22 protein-coding genes and 3 CRISPR repeat arrays are annotated in these 26,696 nt (G+C 38.8%); of the genes, 14 read left to right on the forward strand and 8 right to left on the reverse strand.

Annotated elements, in window-relative coordinates:
• Positions 1-180 precede the first annotated feature (180 nt).
• Together G4P69_RS29360 and G4P69_RS29365 are read left to right on the forward strand one after the other, a co-directional pair.
• On the forward strand, positions 181-1,056 hold the full coding sequence (locus G4P69_RS29360) for a tyrosine-type recombinase/integrase (RefSeq protein ID WP_243902668.1): 876 nt from the start codon (positions 181-183) through the stop codon (positions 1,054-1,056).
• A gap of 150 nt (positions 1,057-1,206) precedes the next feature.
• Positions 1,207-4,176, forward strand: coding sequence for a Tn3 family transposase (locus G4P69_RS29365; protein ID WP_208345093.1), 2,970 nt, complete (start codon positions 1,207-1,209; stop codon positions 4,174-4,176).
• 245 nt (positions 4,177-4,421) lie between these two features.
• Here the strand turns inward: G4P69_RS29365 and G4P69_RS29370 are convergent.
• A protein-coding gene (locus G4P69_RS29370; protein ID WP_243902669.1) for a transposase occupies positions 4,422-5,914 on the reverse strand; the annotation gives its coding sequence in 2 pieces (ribosomal slippage) (positions 4,422-5,017 and positions 5,017-5,914; 1,494 coding nt in all).
• Positions 5,915-6,167: 253 nt separating this feature from the next.
• On the opposite strand from G4P69_RS29370, the gene csx2 reads away from it, so the two are divergent.
• Complete coding sequence (gene csx2, locus G4P69_RS29375) at positions 6,168-7,190, forward strand: TIGR02221 family CRISPR-associated protein (RefSeq protein WP_390693378.1); 1,023 nt, start codon at positions 6,168-6,170, stop codon at positions 7,188-7,190.
• Positions 7,183-7,404, forward strand: a complete 222-nt coding sequence (locus G4P69_RS29380; RefSeq protein ID WP_208343511.1) for a hypothetical protein — start codon at positions 7,183-7,185, stop codon at positions 7,402-7,404. Before csx2 ends, G4P69_RS29380 begins: the two co-directional genes overlap by 8 nt.
• 208 nt (positions 7,405-7,612) lie before the next feature.
• Positions 7,613-8,016: a CRISPR direct-repeat array (repeat unit 37 nt; unit sequence CTTGAAACCTAACGAATCCCGGTAACGGGACTGAAAC).
• A 572-nt stretch (positions 8,017-8,588) separates the two neighbouring features.
• On the opposite strand, the gene G4P69_RS29385 is transcribed toward G4P69_RS29380, so the two are convergent.
• Both G4P69_RS29385 and G4P69_RS29390 read right to left on the reverse strand, forming a co-directional pair.
• Entirely contained in the window at positions 8,589-8,948 is a 360-nt protein-coding gene (locus tag G4P69_RS29385) for a four helix bundle protein (RefSeq protein ID WP_208343509.1), read from the reverse strand.
• Positions 8,949-8,976: 28 nt separating this feature from the next.
• The gene (locus tag G4P69_RS29390; protein WP_243902512.1) at positions 8,977-10,224 is read right to left on the reverse strand and encodes an ISL3 family transposase; all 1,248 of its coding nucleotides are present in this window, start codon (positions 10,222-10,224) and stop codon (positions 8,977-8,979) included.
• Between the two features lie 157 nt (positions 10,225-10,381).
• Here G4P69_RS29390 and G4P69_RS29395 point away from each other — a divergent pair, with 157 nt between their 5' ends.
• The 9 genes from G4P69_RS29395 (at position 10,382) to G4P69_RS29435 (ending at position 20,917) form a co-directional block, all read left to right on the forward strand.
• Positions 10,382-12,013, forward strand: a complete 1,632-nt coding sequence (locus G4P69_RS29395; protein WP_208343507.1) for an IS1634 family transposase — start codon at positions 10,382-10,384, stop codon at positions 12,011-12,013.
• 226 nt (positions 12,014-12,239) lie between these two features.
• Positions 12,240-12,485 (forward strand): hypothetical protein, encoded by a 246-nt coding sequence (locus G4P69_RS29400; protein ID WP_208343505.1) that lies wholly within the window; start codon positions 12,240-12,242, stop codon positions 12,483-12,485.
• Complete coding sequence (cas6, locus tag G4P69_RS29405; protein ID WP_208343503.1) at positions 12,454-13,542, forward strand: CRISPR system precrRNA processing endoribonuclease RAMP protein Cas6; 1,089 nt, start codon at positions 12,454-12,456, stop codon at positions 13,540-13,542. Before G4P69_RS29400 ends, cas6 begins: the two co-directional genes overlap by 32 nt.
• Before the next feature lie 41 nt (positions 13,543-13,583).
• The gene (gene cas4, locus G4P69_RS29410) at positions 13,584-14,198 is read left to right on the forward strand and encodes a CRISPR-associated protein Cas4 (RefSeq protein WP_208343501.1); all 615 of its coding nucleotides are present in this window, start codon (positions 13,584-13,586) and stop codon (positions 14,196-14,198) included.
• A gap of 129 nt (positions 14,199-14,327) precedes the next feature.
• Positions 14,328-15,305 carry a type I-D CRISPR-associated endonuclease Cas1d gene (gene cas1d, locus G4P69_RS29415; protein ID WP_208343490.1) on the forward strand — a complete coding sequence of 326 codons (978 nt, stop codon included), beginning with the start codon at positions 14,328-14,330 and terminating at the stop codon, positions 15,303-15,305.
• A 73-nt stretch (positions 15,306-15,378) separates the two neighbouring features.
• Positions 15,379-15,672: a CRISPR-associated endonuclease Cas2 gene (gene cas2 / locus G4P69_RS29420; RefSeq protein WP_208343487.1), complete on the forward strand. Its 294-nt coding sequence runs from the start codon at positions 15,379-15,381 to the stop codon at positions 15,670-15,672.
• 220 nt (positions 15,673-15,892) lie between these two features.
• Positions 15,893-17,250: a CRISPR direct-repeat array (repeat unit 37 nt; unit sequence CTTGAAACCTAACGAATCCCGGCAACGGGATTGAAAC).
• 317 nt (positions 17,251-17,567) lie between these two features.
• Complete coding sequence (locus G4P69_RS29425) at positions 17,568-18,212, forward strand: Uma2 family endonuclease (RefSeq protein WP_208343478.1); 645 nt, start codon at positions 17,568-17,570, stop codon at positions 18,210-18,212.
• Between the two features lie 338 nt (positions 18,213-18,550).
• Positions 18,551-18,881: a CRISPR direct-repeat array (repeat unit 37 nt).
• 95 nt (positions 18,882-18,976) lie between these two features.
• The gene (locus G4P69_RS29430) at positions 18,977-19,558 is read left to right on the forward strand and encodes a Uma2 family endonuclease (RefSeq protein WP_208343476.1); all 582 of its coding nucleotides are present in this window, start codon (positions 18,977-18,979) and stop codon (positions 19,556-19,558) included.
• Positions 19,559-19,714: 156 nt separating this feature from the next.
• Positions 19,715-20,917 (forward strand): DUF1624 domain-containing protein, encoded by a 1,203-nt coding sequence (locus G4P69_RS29435; protein WP_208343474.1) that lies wholly within the window; start codon positions 19,715-19,717, stop codon positions 20,915-20,917.
• 284 nt (positions 20,918-21,201) lie between these two features.
• Here the strand turns inward: G4P69_RS29435 and G4P69_RS29440 are convergent, their stop codons facing one another.
• The gene (locus tag G4P69_RS29440; RefSeq protein ID WP_208353030.1) at positions 21,202-24,531 is read right to left on the reverse strand and encodes a GAF domain-containing protein; all 3,330 of its coding nucleotides are present in this window, start codon (positions 24,529-24,531) and stop codon (positions 21,202-21,204) included.
• A 282-nt stretch (positions 24,532-24,813) separates the two neighbouring features.
• On the opposite strand from G4P69_RS29440, the gene G4P69_RS39590 reads away from it, so the two are divergent.
• Positions 24,814-25,098: a hypothetical protein gene (locus G4P69_RS39590; protein ID WP_243902508.1), complete on the forward strand. Its 285-nt coding sequence runs from the start codon at positions 24,814-24,816 to the stop codon at positions 25,096-25,098.
• Between the two features lie 76 nt (positions 25,099-25,174).
• Here G4P69_RS39590 and G4P69_RS29450 read toward each other — a convergent pair whose 3' ends face one another.
• The 4 genes from G4P69_RS29450 to G4P69_RS29460 form a co-directional block, all read right to left on the reverse strand.
• Positions 25,175-25,471: a hypothetical protein gene (locus G4P69_RS29450; RefSeq protein ID WP_208343472.1), complete on the reverse strand. Its 297-nt coding sequence runs from the start codon at positions 25,469-25,471 to the stop codon at positions 25,175-25,177.
• Between the two features lie 240 nt (positions 25,472-25,711).
• Complete coding sequence (locus G4P69_RS29455; RefSeq protein ID WP_208343470.1) at positions 25,712-25,942, reverse strand: EF-hand domain-containing protein; 231 nt, start codon at positions 25,940-25,942, stop codon at positions 25,712-25,714.
• A gap of 292 nt (positions 25,943-26,234) precedes the next feature.
• Positions 26,235-26,357, reverse strand: a complete 123-nt coding sequence (locus G4P69_RS40090) for a hypothetical protein (protein WP_279606321.1) — start codon at positions 26,355-26,357, stop codon at positions 26,235-26,237.
• 12 nt (positions 26,358-26,369) lie between these two features.
• Positions 26,370-26,696 (reverse strand): transposase (locus tag G4P69_RS29460; protein ID WP_208353013.1); only part of this gene is annotated, 327 nt, incomplete at its 5' end.

Consider the following 26,696-nt stretch of genomic DNA (forward strand, 5'->3'; position numbering starts at 1 on the left):
AGGCAGCAAGAGATTCTCCGGTTTTGGGAGTTTTAAGAGTATCCATAAAAAGCGACTAATAACCCTTCCAAAAAGATATATAATTTGTTGGTAAATAACCCTGATGCAAACACACAAATTCGAGTGAACTTCGCTGTAACTTTAGCCACTGTTGCTGTTCAATTTTTAGAGCGTCCTGGTATGGCACCAGCAACCAAAAGGACTTACGAGTTAACACTTGCGCCTTTGTTATCAGAGTATGGAAGTTGGTCAATAGAAATTCTCAGTAAACAAACGCTGGTTGAGTATTTAAATAGTCTGAGTCATTTAAAATATACGACACACCATAAGCATCAAGCGATACTACAAAGCCTATTGAATTTTGCAGTGTCTCAAGGGTATATAAAATACAACCCAATACAGGGACTCAAGCAACGTCCTGCTGACCGGGAAAAAGGGGAGCATTTAAGCGATGAGAAGATAAGATATTTAACTAATCAACAGCTAAACATACTGTACACTGCTGTTGCAGAAGACTATCGCACCAGTACGATTATTTATTTACTACATCGTACAGGATGTAGAATAGGAGAGATTTTAGCGCTAAATTTATCAGCGATTGATATTAAAAATCAGAAATTTCAAGTATTAGGAAAAGGAAATAAACAGCGTTGGTGTTTTTACAGTGATGATGCCGCAGAGGCATTATTTAAATATTTAAAATATTCAAGGCATCAAGGGCATGAAGCTTTGTTTACAGCACAACATCCAGTTACCCTTAAAGTCAGTAGAATTAGCTATCATACATTGCATGAATATTGGCGAGAAATAACTACTCAACATCGGGAATTAAACGGTGTTCGTATTCATGACTTACGGCATACGTTTGCATGTGAACGCGTAGGTTTAGTATCTATAGAAGAGTTACGTGCGCTAATGGGGCATGAAAGCATTCAAACGACTTTGCAATACCAAAAAGTAACCTCACACAAAGCAGAATCAGCAGCTCGTCGTGCCCTAAATGCCTTAATGAATACTGAAAATAGTGAGCAGCAGCCCGCAGATAAGGTTAGATAAAAGTATGTACATTTGTATTTGCGAAGCACTCAAATTTAATTACTTTTGTGTTTGTACCTAAAAGAATATAAAATACCTTTTGGTTGAAAAGTGAGGGATAAACCATTTCTTGGTCATTCCTCATAATTTTGTGTTGCAAATATTACTTTAATGACCTTAATAGACCGTACCGCGTATCCCAAATTTAAACAATTCCCTGATGCTAAGGAGCTTGCAGAGCTTTATACTCCAACACCAGAAGAAATCGAGTTCGCGAAGTCTAAAACAAAGAGTCATGAAGGGTTTCTTAGCCTCATCGTTATGTTAAAATCTTTCCAGAGGCTTGGTTATTTTCCTCATCCTGAACTAGTTCCAATCGCGGTCATCAGACATATTCGGTCGTGTTTAAAGTTACAAAGTTGGGTAAAAGCAATACCATCTGAACGCCAGTGCTACACTTACCAAAATGCAATACGTTTGTATTTAGGCGTTAAACAGTACGATAAATCTGCCCAAAAAATCATAGCTATTTTGGTTGCACAACAAGCAGAAGTAAAAGACCACCCTGCTGATTTAATTAACGTAGCAATTGAGGAACTAGTTAAACAAAGATATGAACTGCCTGCCTTCAGTACGCTTGACCGTTTAATTGGTCATATTCGTACAATGGTTAATAACCGTCTATTTATTCGGGTGTCTAGCAGTTTTACCGTTGCCGAGATTTCATATTTAGATCAATTACTTATAGGGGATACAGAGTCAGAGTCAGCAACACTTAACTTGATTAAGTCACCACCCAAAAGTGCAAAATTAAATCAGATGAAGGAACTTTTGGCTAAGTATGATTCTTTAATGACCTTTGGAAATGCTAAACGCCTACTTGCCACTATTTCTTCGACAAAAGTTAGGCACTTTGCATCACTTGCAAGGTCTTTAGATATATCTGAATTTAAAGATATTAATCTTCCCAAACGCCGAACGTTACTTTTGTGCTTATTATATGAAGCACAGGTGAAAACTCGCGATTATCTTGTTGATATGTTTCTCAAACGTATACTCAAGATTCATAACAATGCTAAACAGCGGTTACAGGAGTTACGCGAAAAGCATTTAAAAGAAACTGAAGAGTTATTAAACACGTTAAAAGAAGTATTAAAGGCTTCAAAAGAAGCTCCTGACAATGCAGTATTGGGTGACAAAGTTCAGTACATTTTAGATGAGCATGGCGGCACTGATTTATTGCTAGAAAAATTTGAAGAGATAGCGGCTTACAATACAAATAACCACCTACCTTTAGTTTGGCGTTTTTATTCCGGACACCGGAAAATATTATTTGATTTAGTACGTTCCTTAGAGATCTTCTCAACTTCCGCAGAAGAATCAGTAATTAATGCTGTGAAATTTTTGTTAGATAACGAACACAAACGCGGTCAACATTTACCCGCTGAAATTGATTTGAGTTTTGTGGGTAAACACTGGCAAGCCCTAATTATAACATCTGTCAAGGGAAAGAAGGTTTTAAAACGTCAACAACTGGAAATTTGTATTTTTTCTTACCTTGCAGAAGATTTTAGGACAGGGGATGCCTGTGTTGTCGGGTCTCTAAGCTATGCTGATTTCCGCGACCAATTATTATCAGAGGCTGAATGTAAGCCTTTGCTGGAAGAGTACTGCAATCTACTCGGCTACCCAAATAATCCTGAAGATTTTGTTGAGTATTTACGTCAAGAATTAACACGAGTTTCTCTCAAAGTAGATAAAATCTGTGCGGGCGATAAACAAGTCACAATTAATAGTAAAGGTGAACCTTCACTTAAACGCTTAAAAACTCCTCCTCAACCAACAGAAGTAGAAGAACTAGAAGCAAAAATTCGTGAATTGATGCCTGAACGTAGTATTTTAGATATTCTTTCTAATGTTGAACATTGGTTAAATTGGACGAGGCATTTTGGTCCGTTATCAGGTAGCGAGCCAAAGTTAAAAGAACCCGCAGAACGTTATATTTTTACAACATTTGCTTATGGGTGCAATTTAGGACCAAACCAAATGGCACGACATTCAAGGGCTGCTGTCACTTCTCACATGATTTCTTATACTAATCGACGCCATATTACTGCTTCTATATTAGAAGCTGCGATTCGAGACATTATTAATGCTTTCAACCGTTTTAGCCTACCAAATTGTTGGGGCACTGGGAAGAAGGCGGCGGCCGATGGTAGTAAGTTTGAAATATACGAAAATAATTTACACAGTGAGTACCACATTCGTTATGGCGGGTACGGCAGCATTGCTTATCATCTCGTTTCTGATAAGTATATTGCTTTATTTACTCACTTTATTACTTGTGGTGTATGGGAGGCAGTCTATATCTTAGACGGGTTATTAAAGAATCTCTCTGACATTCAGCCTGATATATTACATGCAGATACTCAAGGTCAGTCAGGTCCTGTGTTTGCCTTATCTTACCTTCTGGGTATAAAATTAATGCCGCGCATACGCAACTGGAGCGATTATACTTTTGTCCGTCCCAGCACTGACATTACCTATAGTTACATTGAGCCGTTGTTCAAAGATGTCGTCAACTGGAATTTAATCAAGACCCACTGGTACGATATGATGCGGGTAGTGCTGTCAATTAAGGCTGGAAAGGTTATGCCTTCGACCTTGTTGCGTAAGTTGAACAGCTACAGTAAGAAGAACCGCCTCTACCAAGCGTTTTTAGAATTGGGTAAGGCTGTGCGAACTATGTTTCTGTTAGAGTACATCTCCGATATTCGGATGCGGCAGGAAATTAATGCAATTACAAATATTGTGGAGGTATACCACAGTTTTCTAGATTGGGTGTTTTTTGGTAAACTTGGCACTATTACTGAGAATGACCCCATCGAGCAAGAAAAACGCTTAAAGTATCTTGATTTGGTAGCTGGAGCAATTATTTTACATAATACAGTTGATATGTCGTTGGCGATTCAAACGTTAATGTCACGAGGGGAAGTCATTTCAATGCGACATCTGGCAGCTTTAAGCCCATACTTAACTAGACATATCAAAAGATACGGAGATTATGTAGTGAATTTACAGAATATTCCCCAACCGTTAGAGGCAGCGATTAATCTCCCACCTGAAATCTTTGAAACTTAGACCCAGTAAGGCTTTCCAGACCATCTTGCAGCTTTTTACACGTATCTCGGCTTAACGTCTAAATGCTTCTACGGTGTAATACATGGAAACAGAAAATAGTAGTCGCGAAAACCGTGTAATACACGGAATTAATTTGAGTCTGACGCACTTCCTAGCTGTGATAATAATAATCATTATCATAGAGAGGGTGTTCTATATTTTATGTTCTGGAAGTCGCTTAATTTCGCTTCTGAGTTAATCGAGTCTTAAACAAGAAGTGTCTCAAGATTTGCCAAGTAAGCTTTGGGATTTCGACGGAATCGTAGCTGTTCAATACGACTTAGTTGATGTTGGCGTAAATCAGAGCGCAATTGTTGCCAAGTCTGGACACAAACTTGTGCCAAATCTTCAGATGAAAAGGAATGAAGTGCAGTAGCAATGGCAGAAGCTAACTGAACTGTGCCTCGAATTACAAGTGAAGAAGGGGCGACTTTACGACCGGTACAACGGCGTTGATGATGTCGTAAAACACCAAATACCTGTTCAAGATCGTTATTGGTTCGAGGTAAACCTTCAACATCGTAACAATGAAAAAGTCCAGACCAATAACTACGAGTAATTTTTAAGAAATGAGTAATACCAGGTTCTAAAGTACCTGCTTCATTTTTCGCATGTGACATTGAGTCAAGTAAAGTTTGGAAACTTCGTTGGACTTCAATTGCATTAAGACCAGTTTCGTTATCTAGAATTTCTGCGGCTTGATGAATCCAATTGTAAGCAACACTAATTGGAGTGAACAAAGATGCTGTTTTTTCAAGTCCTTTAGAAACAATTTGTTTGAGTTTTATTAAGGGTTTTGGTAGCCCCCTTTTTTAGCTAGCCGTTCTAGGCTGTCTTCAATTAAACTTAGGCGTTCTTGTAGTTTTAAACCAGAGGCATCTAGCGGTGGACGACCATCACTGGTCAAGGAACCACGTACAGCCAAACAATATCCACGCACAACTTCGGATGTAGGTTGGTCAAGGTTACTAACACTACGTTCAATCTCACGTATCCCCCGAACATGCTTTTTTAATTCCTTTTTTGCGTGTCTATCTGCTTCGTAAATAATCTTAGCTGCTTCCTTTAAATAGTGAAAATGGCACAAACCGTGAGCAATTCCAGGGAATGCTACCTCAACAGCTTTGCGAATTGATTGTTGTCCGTCACTAATCACCCCATCAATCTTTACATCAAGAGTATTTTTTACCTCTAATAACAAGGCTGATAAATCCTCATTTGTTGACGACAATAAGGTTTTTGCCAACAAAATTTCTCCTGATAAACAATCGCGAATTACCCATAGAACTTCATGTCCAACATCTGGTTGCATTCCATCAATCGCTAATATTAATCGCCCTTGTTTTTTGGCTATGGCTTTGAGTCTTGATTGGTCACTCAACCACAGTGCAACTAATTCATCATATCTTTCTAACAGGTAAATAACACTTCGCTCGCTTACTTCTACACCCTGGTTGCGAAGCTGTTGATGAATTTGAGGTATGCTTCTGTGTTCAGTGTAACGCAACGCTCCAACCAGTGCAATTACATCTAAACCAAATTCTTGTTGTGGTAATGCCCATGAACCTTCTTGTTCTGGTCTATATTTAATTCGGTAGCGCTCACAGGATGTATTCTGGCAACGGCGGACTTTTAACAGCAGTTGTACCACTCCTTTAAGGGTTCTCACATGTCGGAGATTATTGTACTCATTCCACATTGGTTTGCCACAACTAGGACAATTCTGTTGCACGCATTCTAGTACTTCAAACGATGTTGCTTCTGGGTGAGGGGTTTTTCTTGCCATTGTGATCTGCTCATCTATTCTCTGTGTTCCCTAGTTTACTCGAATCTGTCACCCTCTCTAGTAAATTTTGCGGTTCTAGAAAAAAAGCACTTTCCCAGTATTAGAGAAATTAGAAGATCCAAGGATAAAACCAATTGATATTCCTACAGGTGCAACAACTGAAGAAATGTGGGAAACCTTCAAGACGATCACTAAACACGTGAATGAGAAAGATTCTGTAGTTTTTGATATAACTCATGGACTTCGCTCTCTACCTTTTCTCGTATTCTTATTTGCTGCTTATTTGAAAGCTGCTAAGCGCGTTACTATTGATGCTATTTACTATGGTGCTTTAGAACTAGGAAATTTCAAAACTGGTTTACCAGCACCAGTAATTGATCTATCAGAATTTGTATCCATGATTGATTGGTTAACAGCGACGGAACGTTTTGTAGAAATTGGAGATGGACAAGCACTAGCAAATTTACTCAAAACTGCTATTCCATCAGGAGTTGAACTACGTGATAATCCTGCTAGTAGACCATTAAAAAGTCAGCTAGAAAAAACTGCTAAAAGTATTGAAACTATTTCATTGGCTTTGAATCTAACTCGACCAATTGAAACAATGCAATCAGCAACTAGTTTAGAAGAAATATTAAAACAAGCAGAATCAAGCTTTGCTGAACGTGCTAAACCATTTTCATTATTGTCAGAAAGAGTTGTTCAAGAGTATGGACAATTTGCTCTCGAATCTCCAACTGATCAAGCAGCACTGGCTGAAAACTTATGGTTACAGTTACAAATGATTAAGTGGTATATTCAGCGAGATAGAGTTGTACAAGCAGTCACTCTAGCGCGTGAGTGGTTAATTTCTGTATTAGTGCTGAAGTTCGGTGAACTCATGCTTGATCACAGGAAGGGTCGAAAGTATGTGGAAGATGCTATAAATAATGCCGTTGAAAAGACTAAAGTATCATCTCGTCCTATTATTGCTAGTCCTTGTGATGAAAAATTTGCAGAGCTACCACAAACAGATGAGCTTGTGAAATTGTGGAGTCAAATGACTGAACTACGTAATGATATTGCTCATGTAGGGATGAATCTTAACCCTCAACCAGCCTTAAAGCTTAAAGAAAAAGCTTTATCACTGTACCCGAAATTACACAAGCTCGGAGAGGAATTACTACCAGAACGAGTTTGTTTTGAGTAAATTTTTAATTAAACATTATCGTTCAACGATTTACTCGTTCCCCAAAATGGCGTATGGTTGTACGATTAGGACAAAGCAGCATCCTAAAGACTATCATCAGACTTCAGCGATCGCTCGACAGCGACCAGAAGCAAACCCGACACACGTGACCCCAACTAATGGTTTCGAAAAGCCTCGACAAGAAGAAGTAATTATTATATGGTGGTTGTATTAGCTTGATGTTTGGCAAACCGAAGCGGGGGCTAAAACTAGGGGGGGTTTGCCAAAATCGCCAGAACCTTGACAATTAAATAGTTACAGCATTTGGAAGTTGGTAATAAATGGGAATTACTCTCAATAAGAGAGGCTGAAATGAACCTATTTTTGAGGTTTGCCAAAACTGGTAATGGAATCCTTGCTCTGTAAGGGTTTTAGAGGGTGGACTTGAAACCTAACGAATCCCGGTAACGGGACTGAAACGATCTCATTGCTAAATGGCCAAATTCATTTACATAATCTTGAAACCTAACGAATCCCGGTAACGGGACTGAAACGACAATAAACAAATCTGGAACCGCGAATTTAAACTTGAAACCTAACGAATCCCGGTAACGGGACTGAAACTTTTTGTATGCGTCTTCCATGATTTTTACCTCAAACTTGAAACCTAACGAATCCCGGTAACGGGACTGAAACACAGATCTTAGCTCCCTAATTCTTTGATTAAACTCCGGGCTTGAAACCTAACGAATCCCGGTAACGGGACTGAAACAAGAACAAGAGAGAAATACGCCGATTTCTAGCATGAAACTTGAAACCTAACGAATCCCGGTAACGGGACTGAAACTCGATTCCGACACATATATTACTGAGCCAGTTACAACTTGATTCCCCTTCTCAGTCTCGTTTTTGATTCAGCTTAATCTCGAAATAAGCCAGGTGGATATATTGACAAAAAAAAGGGAGCAGGGAGTAAAAATGGGAATAAAACTTAACTCTAGACGAACATGCCGTGCGATCGCCTTTGGCCGCTCCTTTAGTTAGTAAAATTTAAAGCCCACATTGCGCACTTCAAAATGTAGCATAAAGGTATACGTAATATTTTTATAAAAATAGTAAATAAGAATACTAAATTTATTTAAGTAAGTCAGCAGGAAAAAATAAACAGGGCTGTAAGAGCATAAAAGGGGTGGCATAGCTTATAAATGCTTGGGTTCAAGCTTTTTACAAAGCTGGACATGCATCGTGTTGTCGTGTAACTCGTAGTTGGATACCACTCGTGAGACAATCAAAAAAACTAAAAAATATTGGTTCTTCGGTACTTGTTATGCTAAACTAATAGTTACTAAAGAGGGAACAGGGAACAGGGAACAGGGAACAGTGAAGAGAAGGAAAAAGGAAAAAAGGGAAGAGAGAGTATTACTCTAGTTTCTTAATAAGAGCAATAATCATTCGACTCTCTTCACGCAGTAAAAAAATAATCGGTTCTATATCTTCTTGTTTAGATAGTCCTACGCGCTGAGATAGAATAATATGTGTTTCTAATTCATTAACCGAACCTTGAGCAATGTTAAGAAATCTGATATACTCAGCCGTTGATCTTCTTCCATATCCCTCAGCTATGTTAGCTGGAATAGAAACCGGTGATTTTCTAATTTGTTGTGTCATGCCATATAACTCATCTTTGGGAAAGACTTTAGTTAAAAAATAACACTTTTCGGCTATATCTATACCTTTTTGCCAAATTTTTAAGTCTTTAAAATCATGAATTTCTGACATAGAAAATCCTTGAATTCTTCAAAATTAATTAATCATTAAACTGCCAACTTAACAAGCATCGAATTCTGAAATTATCAAAATTTTTGAATCCATAAGCGCAACGCTTAATTAGCTTGAGTTTATTATTAATGCCTTCAACAACTCCACTCGTCGTCCTATTATCAAAGTAAGCAAGAATCTCATCCAGCCAACGAAGTATTGTATTATAGCTATGAGGAAAATATTTCTTTGCCTCTAATAACCATGTTCCCAGTTTAAATAATCCGTCATACCAATTATTCGTCTTCTCAAAAATTTTTCTGATTTCCTCTTTTAATTCATGCATTATATTCAGATTATGAGAAACTTGTTTGACTTGGATTAACTTATCTTTTTGAATTTCATTTAGCTCTTTTTCGTTCTTAAGTAAAACATATTTACTTTTGGTAATCCCTTGTAATTTTTTTTCATGTTCTGCTTTATCTTGAGGTGACTTGGCATTTTTAATAACTTCTTCTATCTGATTTTTCTCTCTCCTTCTTTGTGTATCTAACTCCTTATTTATCTGTATCATTACATGAAATCTATCAGCTACTAATTGTGTGAAAGGCATTAATTCTTTCACTAAGCTTCTGTATCCTTGCCATAAATCTATACTCACCTCTTCTATTTTATCCAAAACCTCATTCCCCCACTCAATTAAAGTTTTTCTCAGGACTTTTTGTGTCCGTCCATATACCATTGCAATCAATTTAGATGTATCCAAATCTATTAAGACTGTACAGTAATTTCCGTGACCTTTAGTCAGAGCTATTTCGTCTATTCCAAGTCTTTTTAACCCTAAAGGTTTTGATAACGATATTTCAGTAGATGCGTCTTTTAACATTCTTTCTATTTCTTCTGTCGTCACAATTCCTTTTGAGGCGACACTGTGTATATCGTTTTCTAAAACATCTTGTATTATTTTTTTAGCTAATCTTTTTGTATAAGTTCTTTTCCGACTCACAAAATTTAGCTCCTCACTAAAAGGTTTTTTACATAAATCACATTTAAATTGTCTTCTATTTATTTCTAAAAATACTGGTTTTTCTCCAAAGGGTAAGTCTTTGACTATGTATCGATGATTCTGATGTAATCTATGACTTGAGGTTCCACAACGTGGGCAAGTACTACATGATAAAGTTGATTCAGTCTGTAATAAGAGCCCAATTCCAGCATGGAGACGATGCGATATGACTTTTACCCCTTCTATGTCCAGAATTTCTGTCAGAGCTTTAATACCTTTTTTCCTTATCATGACTTTCACACTTTCTAAAATCTTACCAGGTAAGGCCAACAGAAAACCGCGTTTCTTTCTTCACTGTTCCCTGTTCCCTGTTCCCTGTTCCCTCTTCAGTACTTATTAGTTTAGCATAACAAGTACTGAAGAGCCAAAATATTTTAGGAGTAAAAAATTGTCTCCAACATCAAAAGCAGAAATTAAAAATATCGATCACCTAGGGATAGTTGCTGGACTAATTGATGAAATTGGAATAGTTGAAACAGTAAACTCAAGATTAGGAATAGACTGTCGGGAGAAAATATCAGCAGGGATAATAGTCAAAGCGATTCTAATCAATGGATTAGGATTTGTAGCAAGACCGTTATATCTATTCAGTCAGTTTTTTGAAGATAAAGGAACCGAAATACTATTAGGAGAAGGAGTAGAGAACGATTATATAAATAAGGATAAAATTGGAAGATTTATGGATAAATTATATCGATATGGATTGAACAAACTATTTATAGAAATAGTATTATCTGTGGTTAAAAAGTTTAAAATAGGTGTAAAATATTCCCACTTGGATGCAACATCATTTCACTTACATGGAGAATACGGAAGTGAAAAAAATAATGAGAAAGAAAAAGAAATAGTTAGAGAAAGACCAATAATTATAACAAAAGGATACTCTCGCGACCATAGACCAGATTTGAAACAATGTGTTTTAGATTTAATAACAAGTAGCGATGGAGACATACCATTATTAATGAGAGTTGGAGATGGGAACGAAGCGGATAAAGCCGTATTCGGAAAAATCTTAGTTGAGTTTAAAAAACAAATAAATTTTGACAGCATTATGGTCTGCGATAGTGCATTATATAGTCAGGAAAATCTCCAATTAATCGAGCATCTAAAATGGATAAGTAGAGTACCGATGACAATAAAAAAAGCCAAGGAATTAGTCCAATCGGTAGAAATAGAAGATATAGAGATAACTTCAGAAGAAAGAAAAAAAAGAGCAGATCTAAATTTAGAAGGATACAAGTGGAAAGAAGAAATAGTAACTTATGGTGGAATTAAACAAATTTGGCTAATAGTAGAAAGTCAAAAAAGAAGAGACAGTGATTTAGAGAAGCTAAAGAAAAAACTCAAGAAAGAAAAAGATAAAGTTGAAAAACTTATTAAAGAATTAAAAAAAGAAGATTTTGAGACTCCAGAACAGGCTCGATATAAACTAAAAGGAATTAATAAAAGTCTAAAAATGTTCGTAATCAAAGAGATTAAAATTATCGAAATTACCTCAAAAGATAATAAAACTATTTATAAAATGGAGGCAGTGGGGGATGAAAAGATAAAAGAGATAGAAATACTAAGAAAAGAAGCCGGTAGATTTATTTTAGCGACTAATTTGGTTGACGAGAATAAGTTAGAACCAGAAGAAATTATTACAAATTATAAAAATCAACAGTCCTGCGAAAGAGGGTTTAGGTTTCTCAAAGATCCTTTATTCTTTGCTGATAGCTTCTTTGTAGAGAATCCTGAGAGAATAGAGACAATGTTATTTTTAATGTCTCTATGTTTGTTAGTTTATAACCTCGGTCAAAGGGAACTGAGAAATAGCTTAAAAAGAGCGAAAATTGGAATCAGCAATCAACTGGGAAAGTTAACACTCACCCCTACATTAAGATGGGTCTTTCAATGTTTCCAAGGAATTCATCTTTTAACTTTAAATGGCATTCATCAAATTGTTAATTTAACAGAAGAGCGAAATTTTATTTTAAATAATCTACCTTCGTCTTGCCAAAAATATTATTTAATTTCTTAATCTAAATAACGTCTGGATATTGGATAATATTTTATGAATATTCGAAGGAATAGTTATTGTTCCTTGAATTTATACTGCCTATATAACCTATTTTATCAGTTAAATATTTTCTGATTAATTATTTATTTTAAAAAGAAAAATATTTCATCATTCTTTTCCTAATTATCCTGACTTTCTTGATCTTATCTATTTTGTATTTTCTTTGTATTTCAAACTGAAGTGCGCAATGTGGGTTCCAGACGCAACCCAACAAAGTGACGCACCCGCTTTTATACCAGACTCCAGCAGTAGTTTCACTGTTCAACCAATGGATGATTTTGGTAAAAAAACAACCTTTAATCGCATCAATCCATTCTCCACAGACAAAGCTCAGATTGACAAAGACAGGATAATAGAGCCAGGATTTTTACCATTACAACTTCGTTCTACTAGTGCTCGTTATGACTTTTACCAACGATATCCAACACAATGATACCGCAAATATTTTACAAAGCCGCACAGAGAGCAAAACTACCTTCGCTGGGTTAAGTGTTATTTTACGCCCAACCGAAACATCATCTACACCCATTTCCTTGAGTGAATGGTTACCAGAGCTTGATACCGCACCCATCTGGGTACCCCTACGCCAAGTCGATGGTGTTACTAAAATAATGCCCTTGCTACCAGAGGCTATTTTATACGAGAACTTGATGCGATCGCTCTGTTTGCAAATCGCCGAAAATAATTTAGTACAATGGCGAGAAAAATCTTATGAAGTCGGTGGTGTTGAGGTAAATTCTCATTCCCTGCACACAATCCAAGTTCCCATCTACACAGACAAACCCCTTCCTCCAACTTTAGGACGTGCTATTCACGCATTGTGTTTTCGCTGGTTTGCCAATACAAATCCAGAATTAGCTGAAAAGTTGCATCTACAAGAGAACTTACCCATGGCTTTGGGTTTAAAATATTGCTCCCCCAAAAAGATGCTACTAAAAATTAGTTTATTACAGAAAGAATTACTCGCACCTTTATTATGGGGAACGAGTGTAGATTTAGGGAACGAAATTATCCTAGCAGGAATAGTCTGTCGTTTGGGTGATTCGATAGAGATTGTTCAAGCAAACACCTTCGAGAAACTCGTACAAGTAACACCTCAAAGCTCTATAGACTTGGAATTTCTCACTCCCACCAGTTTCAAGCAAGGTAAAAATATTCAACCTTTCCCCCTACCGGAATTAGTGTTTAACGGTTTACTGCGCCGTTGGAACATATTCGCACCTGAAAAACTGCAATTTCCTAGTATTGAATGGAATGGTATAGTTTCCTCTTACGAACTTAAAACCTACGCCATGAAAATGGAAGGTGGCGCAGAAATTGGTGCAGAAGGATTCATCAGATATCGATTTACTGATACTGAACAAGCAAGAATTGCAACAACCCTAGCACATTTCGCATGTTTCTCTGGAATTGGCAGAAAAACTGCAATGGGAATGGGACAAGTCGTTATGAAGAAGAATTCAGGAGTCAGAATTCAGGAGTCAGAATGAATTAGCTCTGTTGGATAAACAATTAAAAATCTAAATTCGCAATGATAGAAAATTACTTACCCCTTGCGTATCTTAACGCTTGGGAATATTGCCCACGCCGATTTTACCTTGAATATGTGCTAGGAGAAATGGAAGACAATGAGCATATTATTTTAGGTCGCCACTTGCACCGGAATATTAATGAAGAATTATTCATCACTGAAGGCGATAAGGTAATTCGTCAACAACAATGGGTATGGAGCGATCGCCTGAAAATTGCAGGTATTATTGATGCTGTGGAAGAATGCGATGGTCAGCTTATTCCTGTGGAATATAAAAAAGGTAAAATGGCACAGCACTTAAACGACCATTTTCAACTCTGCGGTGCAGCTTTATGTTTAGAAGAACGCACAGGACGCAGCATCGTTTATGGAGAAATTTTCTACCACGCAAACCGCAGACGACAAACTGTAGCATTTACCCCAGAATTACGACAAGCAACAGAGAATGCGATCGCACTAGCTCAAGTTGCAGCTAATAAAGAAATGCCAGCCCCCATTAACAATACCAAAAAATGTCAGTCGTGCAGCTTGCAAAAGATTTGCTTACCCTTTGAAGTCAAAGCACTCCGTGCAGAAATAAATCAGGAGACAGGAGTCAGAATACACCCTCCATAAAACAATGAACAGTGAATAGTTATCATTTATAACTTGAACACTGATAACTGATATTAATGAGCAAGGTTTTCAACCAATAATCATTCTGACTCCTGAATTCTGACTCCTGACTTCTAATAAATTATAAATATGTCTGTTCTCTACGTTACTCAAGCCGAAGCCGTTTTAAGTAAAGTCTATGAAGCCTTCACTGTTTCCTTAAAGCAGGAAGATGGTACATGGAAGAAAAAAAATATACCCGCCCAGACTGTAGAACAGGTAGTTCTTATGGGCAATCCTCAAGTGACCGGAGACGCTTTAGTCTATGCTTTAGAATTGGGAATGCCAATACATTATCTTTCTACTTTCGGGAAATACTTAGGCTCTGCGCTTCCAGGATACTCCCGGAACGGTCAACTGAGATTAGCTCAATATGCACTATATAATGATGCTGCACGACGTTTAGAGTTAGTCAAGGCAATAGTTACCGCCAAAATTCACAATCAATACAACGTACTCTATCGCCACAACGAACGAGATAACCCCCTTAAACAACGCAAGACTATGGTTAAAAACCAAATAACTATAGACCAGGTGCGAGGAATTGAAGGATTAGCAGCACGAGAGTATTTTGCTTGCTGGCAAAAAATGGTTGGTGAACAGTGGACTTTTAATGGTCGCGTGCGCAACCCACCCACCGATCCAGTGAACGCATTATTAAGTTTTTCCTACGCTTTACTCAAAACCCAAGTCACAGCAGCAGTTCACCTTGCAGGACTTGACCCGTATATTGGCTATTTGCACGAAGTCCATCACGGACAACCTTCAATGGTATTGGATTTGATAGAAGAATTTCGACCTTTAGTTGCTGACAACGTAGTTTTGGGAGTGTTGAGTAACCGAGAGATTCAACCCCAAGATTTTACCGAAAGTTTAGGAGCTTATCGACTTTCTGATTCTGGGAGAAAGTGTTTTTTAGCAGCATTTGAGCGGAAAATGAACGATGAATTTACCCATCCCGTGTTTAATTATCGCTGTACCTATCGACGTGCAATTGAATTACAAGCGCGGTTGCTGAGTCGACATTTACAAGAAGGGATTCCATATAAACCTTTAACTTTACGTTAAAGGATAAGGAGAATAATGATCCGATTTCCTTAAGCTAGGACTAAGTCAAGCTTGAAATTAAATCTTAAATTCTATGACTACCCTATTTTACCTGATAATTTACGATTTACCAGATAATAAAGCAGCCAACAAGCGCCGCACTCGTCTACATAAAATGCTTTCTGGTTATGGAACTTGGACACAGTACAGCGTGTTTGAATGTTTTTTAACTGCGATAAAATTTACCCAAATGCAGATTAAGATCGAGAAGTTAATTAAACCAGACGAAGATTCGGTGCGGGTTTACGTACTTGATGCTGGTTCTGTAAAACGAACTATTACTTATGGTTCGGAAAAACCTCGACAAGAAGAAGTTATTATTCTATAGTGGTTATATTAGCTTGATGTTTGGCAAACCGAAGCGGGGGCTAAAACCAGGGGGGGTTTGCCAAAATCGCCAGAACCTTGATAACAGAATAGTTACAGCGTTTGAGAATAGAAAATAAATAGGAATTTATTTCAATAAGCGAGGCTGAAATGAACCTATTTTTGAGGTTTGCCAAAACTGGTGATGGAATCCTTACTCTGTAAGGGTTTCAGAGGGCGGACTTGAAACCTAACGAATCCCGGCAACGGGATTGAAACACTCATGGATTTATCTGTGGCGACTTTGGGACACTGCCTTGAAACCTAACGAATCCCGGCAACGGGATTGAAACATAGTCTATGTGTACGTTCAGCTTCATGGTCTATGACTTGAAACCTAACGAATCCCGGCAACGGGATTGAAACTTGTTGAAAGCTGTTAGTTTGAAATTAGACGGCACTTGAAACCTAACGAATCCCGGCAACGGGATTGAAACACCTCAAATATTCCTCTTTCATATTCGATTTTGTCGCCTTGAAACCTAACGAATCCCGGCAACGGGATTGAAACCGAATAGACCATATCTTTGTTTGATTAGTGTTGTACTTGAAACCTAACGAATCCCGGCAACGGGATTGAAACAAAACTTACCCACTAAAGAGCAACTACTAGTTAAGCTTGAAACCTAACGAATCCCGGCAACGGGATTGAAACAACACAATAATATGTTTCAGCACCACTTACAAAGTCAACTTGAAACCTAACGAATCCCGGCAACGGGATTGAAACCATATCATTAGAATATTCCCTCATCCTCTTAGATGCCTTGAAACCTAACGAATCCCGGCAACGGGATTGAAACTGCAGTAGCCTCAATCGACGCTAATATCTGCAATCAATCTTGAAACCTAACGAATCCCGGCAACGGGATTGAAACCTTCAATGTCTCCATCGTCGTATTGCGTGACGATACTTGAAACCTAACGAATCCCGGCAACGGGATTGAAACTCCAAAGGGGGAAACTAAGAAGCTTTAAGTTGCCTACAGCTTGAAACCTAACGAATCCCGGCAACGGGATTGAAACACATTATGGCTTTAGGACTAGGACTTGGGCTGAACCTTGAAACCTAACGAATCCCGGCAACGGGATTGAAACTTTTATCCTTAACTTGCTTGATAGCGCGCTGTTTTAACTTGAAACCTAACGAATCCCGGCAACGGGATTGAAACCAAGCTAAGCAGAAAGTAAGACTAACTTTTAGCCAACTTGAAACCTAACGAATCCCGGCAACGGGATTGAAACATTGGGCGATCGTCAAGAATGAGCTACAGGGTATTAGCTTGAAACCTAACGAATCCCGGCAACGGGATTGAAACTTATTTTATGGTGATTTTCTTCGTGTTTCTGTGTGGCTTGAAACCTAACGAATCCCGGCAACGGGATTGAAACAATGTTAAAGCTCCCTGATTTTTAGGGAGCTTTCTTTTCTTGAAACCTAACGAATCCCGGCAACGGGATTGAAACGTCCATAGTCCTGGTATTTCTAGTTGGCGATCGCCCTTGAAACCTAACGAATCCCCGAAACGGGATTATCAAAAAACTCGGGTTTAAAACCCCGTCGTTTTAGGACGGCTTTGTATTAAGATTTAAACATGTCAGTACAAGACATTTAAATAAAACCTACCCCCGGACTGGGGGAAAGTCCACGCCCAAAACACTGTAAGGAGACACGCCAGGTGCTTCAAGCCGGGAAACCCGTCCAGCGCACTGGCTTATCAGTACGCCTTAACGGCAAACGTATTGAGCCTGGGAACCTGTGAAAACAGGATATTAAGACTGGAAGGTCTTAAGAATCTCCGTCTCTTTAGAGCGCAGAGAGTCAAAAAGATAGACAATCACTGAAGAGGTTTGATCGTGGTCACTAGTTTTAAACAACTAATTGATGAGCCTGAATTAAACAATGCTTTAGACTCAGAAGCAAAGTTTATCAGCAGTGATATAAGTTGGAATAACTACGAAGCATTACTATCCAAACTAGAGGATAATTGCCACTATCGCCTTACTTATCTGGATGGGGTATTAGAAATTGTGTCGCCATCAAAAAGACATGAGTCAGTCAAAACAAGGATTTCTTTCCTTGTATCCTTTTATTTATGGAAAAAGCAGATTAAACATTTTCCTCTGGGAAGCACGACTTTTAAAAATGAAGACAAAAAAGCAGGAGCAGAACCAGATGAGTGCTACTGCATAGGAGAAGAAAAGGATATTCCTGATTTAGTCATAGAAGTAGTTATCACCAGTGGAAGCATAAACAAGTTGGAAACCTACCGGCGTTTGGGGGTTCCAGAGGTTTGGTTTTGGCAAGAAGATCGACTTAAGCTTTACTATCTGCGGGATAGTTCCGAAAACGAACGAGCAAGTATTTTTTCCGAAACCTATGGATACGAAGAAATAACTTCCAGTAAGATTCTACCACAACTCGATATTGCTTTACTTGTAAGATGCCTTCTGATTTCTGATCCAATTCGCTCAAATAACGAATTTGAGCAAAATATTTAATCAAATGCAGATTAAGATAGAGAAGTTAATTAAACCAAACGAAGATTCGGTGCTGTGAAACGAACTATTACTTATGGTTCGGAAAAACCTCGACAAAAAGAAGTTATTATTCTATAGTGGTTATATTAGCTTGATGTTTGGCAAACCGAAGCGGGGGCTAAAACCAGGGGGGGGTTTGCCAAAATCGCCAGAACCTTGACAAGTGAATAGTTACAGCGTTTGAGAGTTGAGAATAAATAGGAATTTATGTCAATAAGCGAGGCTGAAATAAACCTGTTTTTGAGGTTTGCCAAAAGTGGTAATAGAATCCTTACTCTGTAAGGGTTTCAGAGGGCGGACTTGAAACCTAACGAATCCTGGCAACGGGATTGAAACTTAGCGGGATTTAATCAATGGCTTTACCTGATGATTTCTTGAAACCTAACGAATCCTGGCAACGGGATTGAAACTTGCGATCGCCTCTGCTTGTGTCTGGGTAAACTTTCCCTTGAAACCTAACGAATCCTGGCAACGGGATTGAAACCCATTGTTCTGATGAGCGCTACTCAGCCAGCTTTTCTTGAAACCTAACGAATCCTGGCAACGGGATTGAAACATTATTTCTTCTTTACACTCCTTCACTAAATCATGAGCTTGAAACCTAACGAATCCTGGCAACGGGATTGAAACGAAACCCGTTCTTTGCCCACGCAAAACTTCTGGGAGCGCCCACTTTATTTGCTATTGTAGAAAGACAAAGGTTAATTATTTCCCCGAAGCAGACAATGGTTGCTTTACCAGATCGCATCTTCATGAGTGCAGAAGAATATCTGATTTGGGAACCAGCCCAAGAGGAACGCTACGAGTATTGGGATGGTGAACTTGTCGCTATGAGCGGTGGTACACGTAACCACAATCGCATTTGTGGAAATTTCTTCAACCTGCTAGATAATGCTCTAGTTGATCGCGGCTGTGAAGTATACATTGTAGATGTCAAGGTGCAGATACAACCGGGGAAAAAGTACTTTTATCCGGATCTGGTGGTGACTTGCGATGAGCGCGATCGCGATCTACAATTGGTGCAATTTCCCAGCTTAATCATCGAAGTGCTATCACCTTCAACAGAAGCAGCCGATAGGGGGAAAAAGTTTGCCAGCTACCGCCAATCTTCTACTTTGCAAGAATATGTCTTAGTACAGGTCGCTCAACCTGGTGTGGAAGTTTTCAGGCGCGACGAACACCGAAGATGGGTACTGTCTGAGTATAATTTAGAAGAAATATTGCCACTCGAATCAATAAATGTGGAAATAGCGATCGCCAACTTGTACCGACAAGTGCAGTTTGGAACCGAAAAAACACAAGAGTGAGATCGCCGCTTTCGTGAGTCTGCTAAGGCTCCTGGGGATACAGCTTGGGGCTGGGGACAGCAAGTGATCACCACAAGAATCCTCTCTTGCACAAATAGGCTAGATAAAGTGCAAAAATGAGCAAAGGGAAAAAAATACTTAGAATCTGTATAAAATATGAGTTTTGTAAGTGGCGAAATTCCCAGCGCTGAACAGCCAGGAACTAAGCGAATCATATCGATAGATCTGCTACGTGGACTAGTAATGGTATTAATGGCGCTAGATCACACGCGAGATTTTTTGAGTAATGTTCGCTTCAGTCCTACAGATTTAACTAAGACAACTGTACCCTTATTTCTTACTCGTTGGATAACTCATTTGTGCGCCCCCACGTTTATATTTTTGGCTGGTGTTGCAGTCTATCTTTACTTTAAAAGGCGACCACAAAGTAAGCTTCAACTCTCGCAATATCTAATAATTCGTGGACTGTGGTTAGTGTTTCTGGAATTAACAGTAGTACATATGGGGTGGATATTTGACCCTACCTATTCTTTCACGCCTGCGGGGGTACTATGGGCTATTGGTTGGTCAATGGTCGTTTTAGCAGCATTAGTTAGAATGCCAATTCCTCTGATAGCTGCACTAGGAATTTTGCTTATAGGTGGGCATAATTTATTTGATAATATTCATGTTGAACAGCTAGGAAGATGGGGTTGGCTGTGGGCGGTGCTTCACGAACCAAAAATTTTTACACCTTTTCCCCATAAAATTTTTGCCATAACGTATCCCTTAATTCCTTGGATTGGGGTCATGGCTACAGGTTATGCCTTTGGGACTGTATTTTACCTGGAAAAAGCTTCTCGCTTGAGATTGTTGCGTTCTTTGGGTTTGGGTTTAATTGCTGGCTTCGTAGTTCTTCGTGCTTTAAATTTATATGGAGACCCCCACCCATGGAAAGTGCAAACAAATCTAACTCATACCATACTATCGTTTATCAATTGTAATAAATATCCACCTTCACTGCTTTATTTATTAATCACACTGGGTATAGCAATGCTCTTACTTTATGTGTTTGAAAAGCAGAGATTGAGGATTTTGAAACCTCTGGTGTTATTCGGTCAGGTTCCTTTATTTTTTTATATAATCCATATTTGGCTCGTTCATTTTACTGCTATTTTGCTGGCTTTACCTAAATATGGTTTAAAAGCAATTATTATGCCCTTTGTGATGTCCTCCCTAAGACCAGCAAACTATGGATATGATTTACCAACGATTTACAAAATTTGGATATTCATAATAATCCTACTTTATCCCATCTGTAGTTGGTATATGAATTACAAGACAAAACATCGTACTAGCAAGTGGCTAAAATTCTTGTGAAGACTGGTGGGAGATATCGGTGGTATTACAAAAAGGTTTTTGGGAGCATCCCAATTTTGTACAGAAGCTCGTTTACCCTCACCCCCTCTCTCCCAAACTTGGGAGAGGGGAGAAATGGTTATAGTTCCCCTTCTCCCATATATGGGAGAAGGGGTTAGGGGAGCCAGTGCGTTGGGCGGCTTTGCCGACTTGAAGCACCTGGCGTGATGAGGGCTTTCAAGGTTTTTGCACCTAACAGGATGCACAGCCTTTGGGGAGCGATTAAAACTCCAGATTGCTTTTCCTCAAAGGTTTTCTGCATTTTTCTTATAATTATTTTGGTGAATAGGGATCTCAATCCAGAATTCCGTACCAAACCCTGGTTGAGAATCACTTTTAAGGATGCCACCGTGTTTCTCTACCACAATTTTATAACTAATTGACAATCCTAACCCGGTACCCTTACCAACTGGCTTAGTAGTGAAAAAAGGATCAAATATTCGTGTCCTTACAGATTCTGGTATACCAATTCCATTATCCACAATGCGAATCACTACACTCTTCACATTGTCTTTCATTTCTCCAATAGAAGTGTGGATAGTAATTTGACTGTGATGAGGTTGAGATGTAGATTCTTTGTAATCTTCTAAAGCGTCGATCGCATTGCTCAAGACATTCATAAACACTTGATTCAACTGTCCGGCGTAGCACTCTACCAAAGGCAGCTTGCCATAATCCTTTACTATATCAATACTTGGAGCGTCTCCCTTTGCTTTCAAGCGATGTTGCAGAATTAGCAAACTATTATCAATACCTTCGTGAATATCGACTGCTTTCATGTCCGCCTCATCGAGACGAGAGAAATTTCTTAAACCTAAAACAATCTGACGAATGCGCTCAATTCCTATCCTCATGGAAGCTAAAGTTTTAGGCAAATCTTCGATGATAAATTCTAAATCAATTTCTTTTGCTAACTTCCAAATCTGGGAGCTAGCATTTTGAATTTCCTGCTGATAGAGTCTCATTATACTGAGTAAATCATCGGCGTATTTATTAACATAATCTAGATTACCGTAGATAAAGTTTAGAGGGTTATTAATTTCATGAGCAATACCTGCTACCAGTTGACCCAATGAAGACATTTTTTCAGTTTGGATCAGTTGGGTTTGGGTTTCTTGTAGATCATGTACGGCTTGAGTTAGCTTTTGTGCTTGGTGTTGAGTTTGCGTGAGTAAGTTAACTTGCTGGAGTGCTACCCCAAGCTGCACCGCAATCTGAGCTAAAAACTGAACCTCTGAAATTTCCCAGTGGCGGCGTGCAGAGTTTTGATAAGCTGCTAATAAACCCCAGAGTTTTTGTCCAATAAAAATTGGGGTAATCACGTATGCTTTAATTTGATATTTCTCTAAAAGCTCAATATGACACTTAGAGAAACCAACCTCATAGATGTCATCTACTGTACAGCTTTCGTTATGGCGATAGCGACCACCCTGGGTTTCCTGGAAATAACTATCCTCCCAAATTGTTCTGCTTTCTGGACTTACTAGCTTTATCCAACCATCATCAACAAACTCAGCAATAAATTGACCGCTCCAATCTGGAAAAAACTGATAAACAGCTACACGATCTGTTTGTAGCGATTTACAAATTTCTTGAGTAGTTGTCTGAAAAATCGCATCTAAATCGAGAGATTCACGAATTTTTGAGACAATTTCAAACAGTACCCGTTGCTGCTGTGCTGTTTTTTGTAAATCTAAAGCCTGTTGCTCTGTTTGCGTCAGTAATTCAGCTTGCTGGAGTGCCACTCCAAGTTGAGCCGCAATCTGACTGATAAAGTTAATTTCCGAGTCTTGCCATTGACGAGAGGCAGAATGTTGATAATTACATAGCAAACCCCAAAGTTTGTGTCGGACAAAGATGGGAGCAAGTATAAAAGCCTTAATTTGATACTTTTCTAGATTATCGAGATGACACTGAGTAAACCCCATCTTGTAGATGTCATCCACTGCAAATGTTTCCTCGTAGCGGTAGCGTCCCCCCTGTGTGTCTTGTAAGTAAGTGTCGTTCCATACAGTATTGACTCCCAGCTTAGACTCTTGTGACCAGTATGGACTAACCGCCTCGAAATCACCGACAAATGCACCACCCCACTCAGCATCAAAGCGATAAATAGAAACGCGATCAGCTTTGATCAATTGACAAACTTCTTTAGTAGTTATTTGAAAAATAGTTCTAGTATCAAGAGAGTCACGGATTTTAGCAATAACTCCAAACACAGCCTTTTGTTGTTCGGCTATCCGTTGCATTTCAACTATGCGCTTTTTGACTTGTTGTTCTAAATTGCTATTAAAGGCTTGTACCTGTTGATAAAGTTCATATTGCTGAACTGCTGATGCAAAATGTTTACCAATTTCTCTGGACATTTCTATCTCTTCATTTTTCCATTTTTGAACTTGTGCTGTTTTCGTTTCGCGCCATAGCTCAAACGATTGACGAGGATGAAGTTGCTTTTGACCAGGCTCAAATCGACCTGCCCACAAGGTTTCTGTGTCAATTTCATTACGAAAAATACTTAAATAACCTACTAAATCCTGCCGATAGTTGAGTGGAATCATCAAAATGCTGCGAATTTTAGTTCCTTGAAAAGCAACTTGTACAGTTCGCATATTAGGAGTTTGATAAATGTCTGAAATTGGCCAGACGTCATATTCTCCAGATTGATAATGTTCTTGCCAGACAATAGACTGTTCTATCAGGGGATAGATAGTTTGTTTTGCCACCGCAGGTTGCTGCCCGCAAGTATAAACTCTGATACAATCGCTTCCAGGAGTTAAGCACTTTGCTAAGCTTTCAAAGCTACCATTTTGGAAGTTAAAAGCATTATGTCGAATACAAAGCCTGCCACCCGAACCACCAAAAGCTGCTACAGTTGCTTCTAAAGCTCGCTGTAGTGGAATTGTAGGTAATGCATGGAGTAAAGTAGCAATGCGATTAATGGTAGCTTCGGTGTCAGCTTTTTTATAGGCTTGGGTGAGCAGCTTACTTTGGGCGATCGCTACTGATAGTTGGTCTACTACCATTTGCACCACTTTAATCTCATTGTCTGAAATCTCATAGTTTTCAGAGTGATGAGACACCAAAAGACCCCAGAGTTCTTTTTGGCATAAAATGGGTACTACAAAAGAAGATTTGACTCCCATTGCCGTCAGGTATTCGAGGTGGCACGGATCGGCAGGGCGATAATAGATGTCTTGTGACAAAATTTCTCCTGTTTCCAAGTCACGCAGAGGGCTGTGACCAATCTGCTGTGCTTCAACATTTACGATTGAACGCACCTGTGAGTTGATATATAGTTTTTGCACATGAAGCGGAATATCATCAGCAGGGAAATTTAATCCCAGAAAGGATGGTAATCTACCATTATAAATTGATTCAGCAATGACACGACCACTACCATCATCTTCAAACTTGTAAATCACTACTCGGTCAGTTCCCAGTAGCGATCGCACATCTTTTGTTGTCTTTTTGAGAAGATCTTCCAAATCAAAAGTGTGACGAATACTGTTTGTAATGGCGCACAATAAACCTTCTTGTTCCAGGTTTAAGCGCAAGTCTGTCTTTGCAATCGGGATCATTGCTTGTAGTTCTATAAGTTTTTTCTTGAAATCAGGAGTGGGGATTGCTGAGTGGGAATCTCTGAGGATCTGAATGGGGATTAAAACCTCAACCAAATCTTAACCATATTTTCTTTCCCCAGTACCCAATCCTTGAGTACCCATTCCTCCCCAACTTTGGCGCAGCAAGCTAAAAAATCCTAAACGCCATTCGTTGAAAAAAAATAAAAAATTCCATATCTAAAAATATTATTAAATTTAGTTCTCCCCTATGTCTTCAGTAAAACTACGGCAGAGTACATTTTGAGCAAAGCCGAAAATCTAGCCCTGCGCGACTGGAAGCAGAAACGCTTGCTGCAGCTACAAAATATTGATGAGTTGCGTTACCTCTGGCTGGAGGGCATTGATAGTGGAACTGGGCAATATGATATAGCGGTTCTCACTTGTGTCAAATACACCCAACCTTTAGGGCGAACGCCGTTCGCCCCTACAAATGTATTGTACTCAATCGAGAATCGCTATAGTATTGATGACCTCAAGCAGGAAGCACGTAGGCGCTTAGGTCAGACTATTTACAACGAAGTTTGATGACCTGGCAAAATTTAATTAAGTTGAAAATCAAAGCTAGACGGAAAAGTAAAAGCAACCCTTTTTACTATTTTTTCTAGCTTATATTTTTAAATTCTTGAATCAAGTTTAATAGTTGTGCCTTTGCTTGTGGTTCATGTTTAAACTGTGCTGGTAATGTTGAGAGTATGGCTATTAAAATTTGGTACGCCTGTTGTTGTGTTATTTCTTGGTCTAAGGATTGAATATATTGAGCGAAGTTTACCACTTCACACATTACCTTTTCCAAAACAACGTTCATTTCCTTTTCAATGTATTCTGTTCCCTGTGCCGTAGTGACATACGCACTATCATCTTCATTTATTTGGATAAATGTGTTCGATTGTTCGCTCATTTTGCCAGTTCGCTCTTAAATTAAAAATCTCTCTTGATATTAGTAAATCATTTACGTTTTTTCGTGTGCGATCGCCTTTTCTACAATCATCAGCATCAGAGCAATCACTCTTCAAAAAAAGGTAACTTTGGGTAAGTCTTATGTAATGGTGATAACTCAGTAACACAAAAACAGCGCCTTCTATATGGGGATAGGGCGCGGTTTTTTGGAGGTGGGGATGGATACCCAAGTTTTTGACTGCTAGCTTAAATTTCCAGCTTGCTTAACAACTTTCTTTAACTCTTCAAAGGTGATACTACCGTTGGTATCACCGTACATACCTAACAACTCCTGGGGGTTACTGACGCCTGTTTCTGCTGAAATGACTGCACTTAAGCCAGGGCTTAAAAACAGCTCGTTTATAGAAACTTTGCCATCTTGATCTGTATCTAAGGTATTAAAAAGAGATTGAAGCTCAAGTTCTGTCGCCATAATTTTTTATTGCTCAAAGTTAACAAAATATAAGAGAAAAGGGCGTATTTACTCGGATCCTCAGCCAGTACCTCAAGGTGGGCGATCACTTTAGTGATGTTTTTCGTCGTTTTAGCGTTGTCACAGTTCGTTCATAATGACGTAAAATAAAGAACAGTTTAATATCTATTAAAGTACTTATAAAGTGAACGAGCATCTATAAATGGAATGATCACTTCCGGTTCACTGCCGGAAGGTAGGGAAGTTATGGCAGATGATAAGGAAAACGCAGAAAACCTTCTTTAGATTGTGTCTAAGCACCTGCACCCAAACCAGTAGCATTATATTGATTACGGATAGCTTTGAGAACTTGCAGCAACTCAATGGTAGATTCTGGACGAATCAGGCTGAGGTCTGGCAAGAGTTGATATAGCAACCGCCAGGTTGGTTAGGACGCTAAACTTAGGACATGCTCCATAGCTTCTCGCAGTGTTTCAAAACGTTCTAGTTGCTTGCGAATTCGGCTTTTTAGCCACGACCAGCATTTTTCAATCCGGTTCAAGTCTGGTGAATAAGGTGGTAAGTACCACACCTCACATCCGGCAGACCGAACCAGTTGCTCAATGCGTCCGCCTTTATGAAAAGTGGCATTGTCAATCACCAGTTTTTGCCCTGGTTTTATGGTGGGAATCAAGCACGTTTCTAACCAAATTTCAAATACGTCTCGATTGCAAGCTCCTTCAATTTTGAACGGTGCTAACAGCTGTTGCCCACA

Source organism: Aetokthonos hydrillicola CCALA 1050 (assembly GCF_017591665.1).
Lineage (GTDB): Bacteria > Cyanobacteriota > Cyanobacteriia > Cyanobacteriales > Nostocaceae > Aetokthonos > Aetokthonos hydrillicola.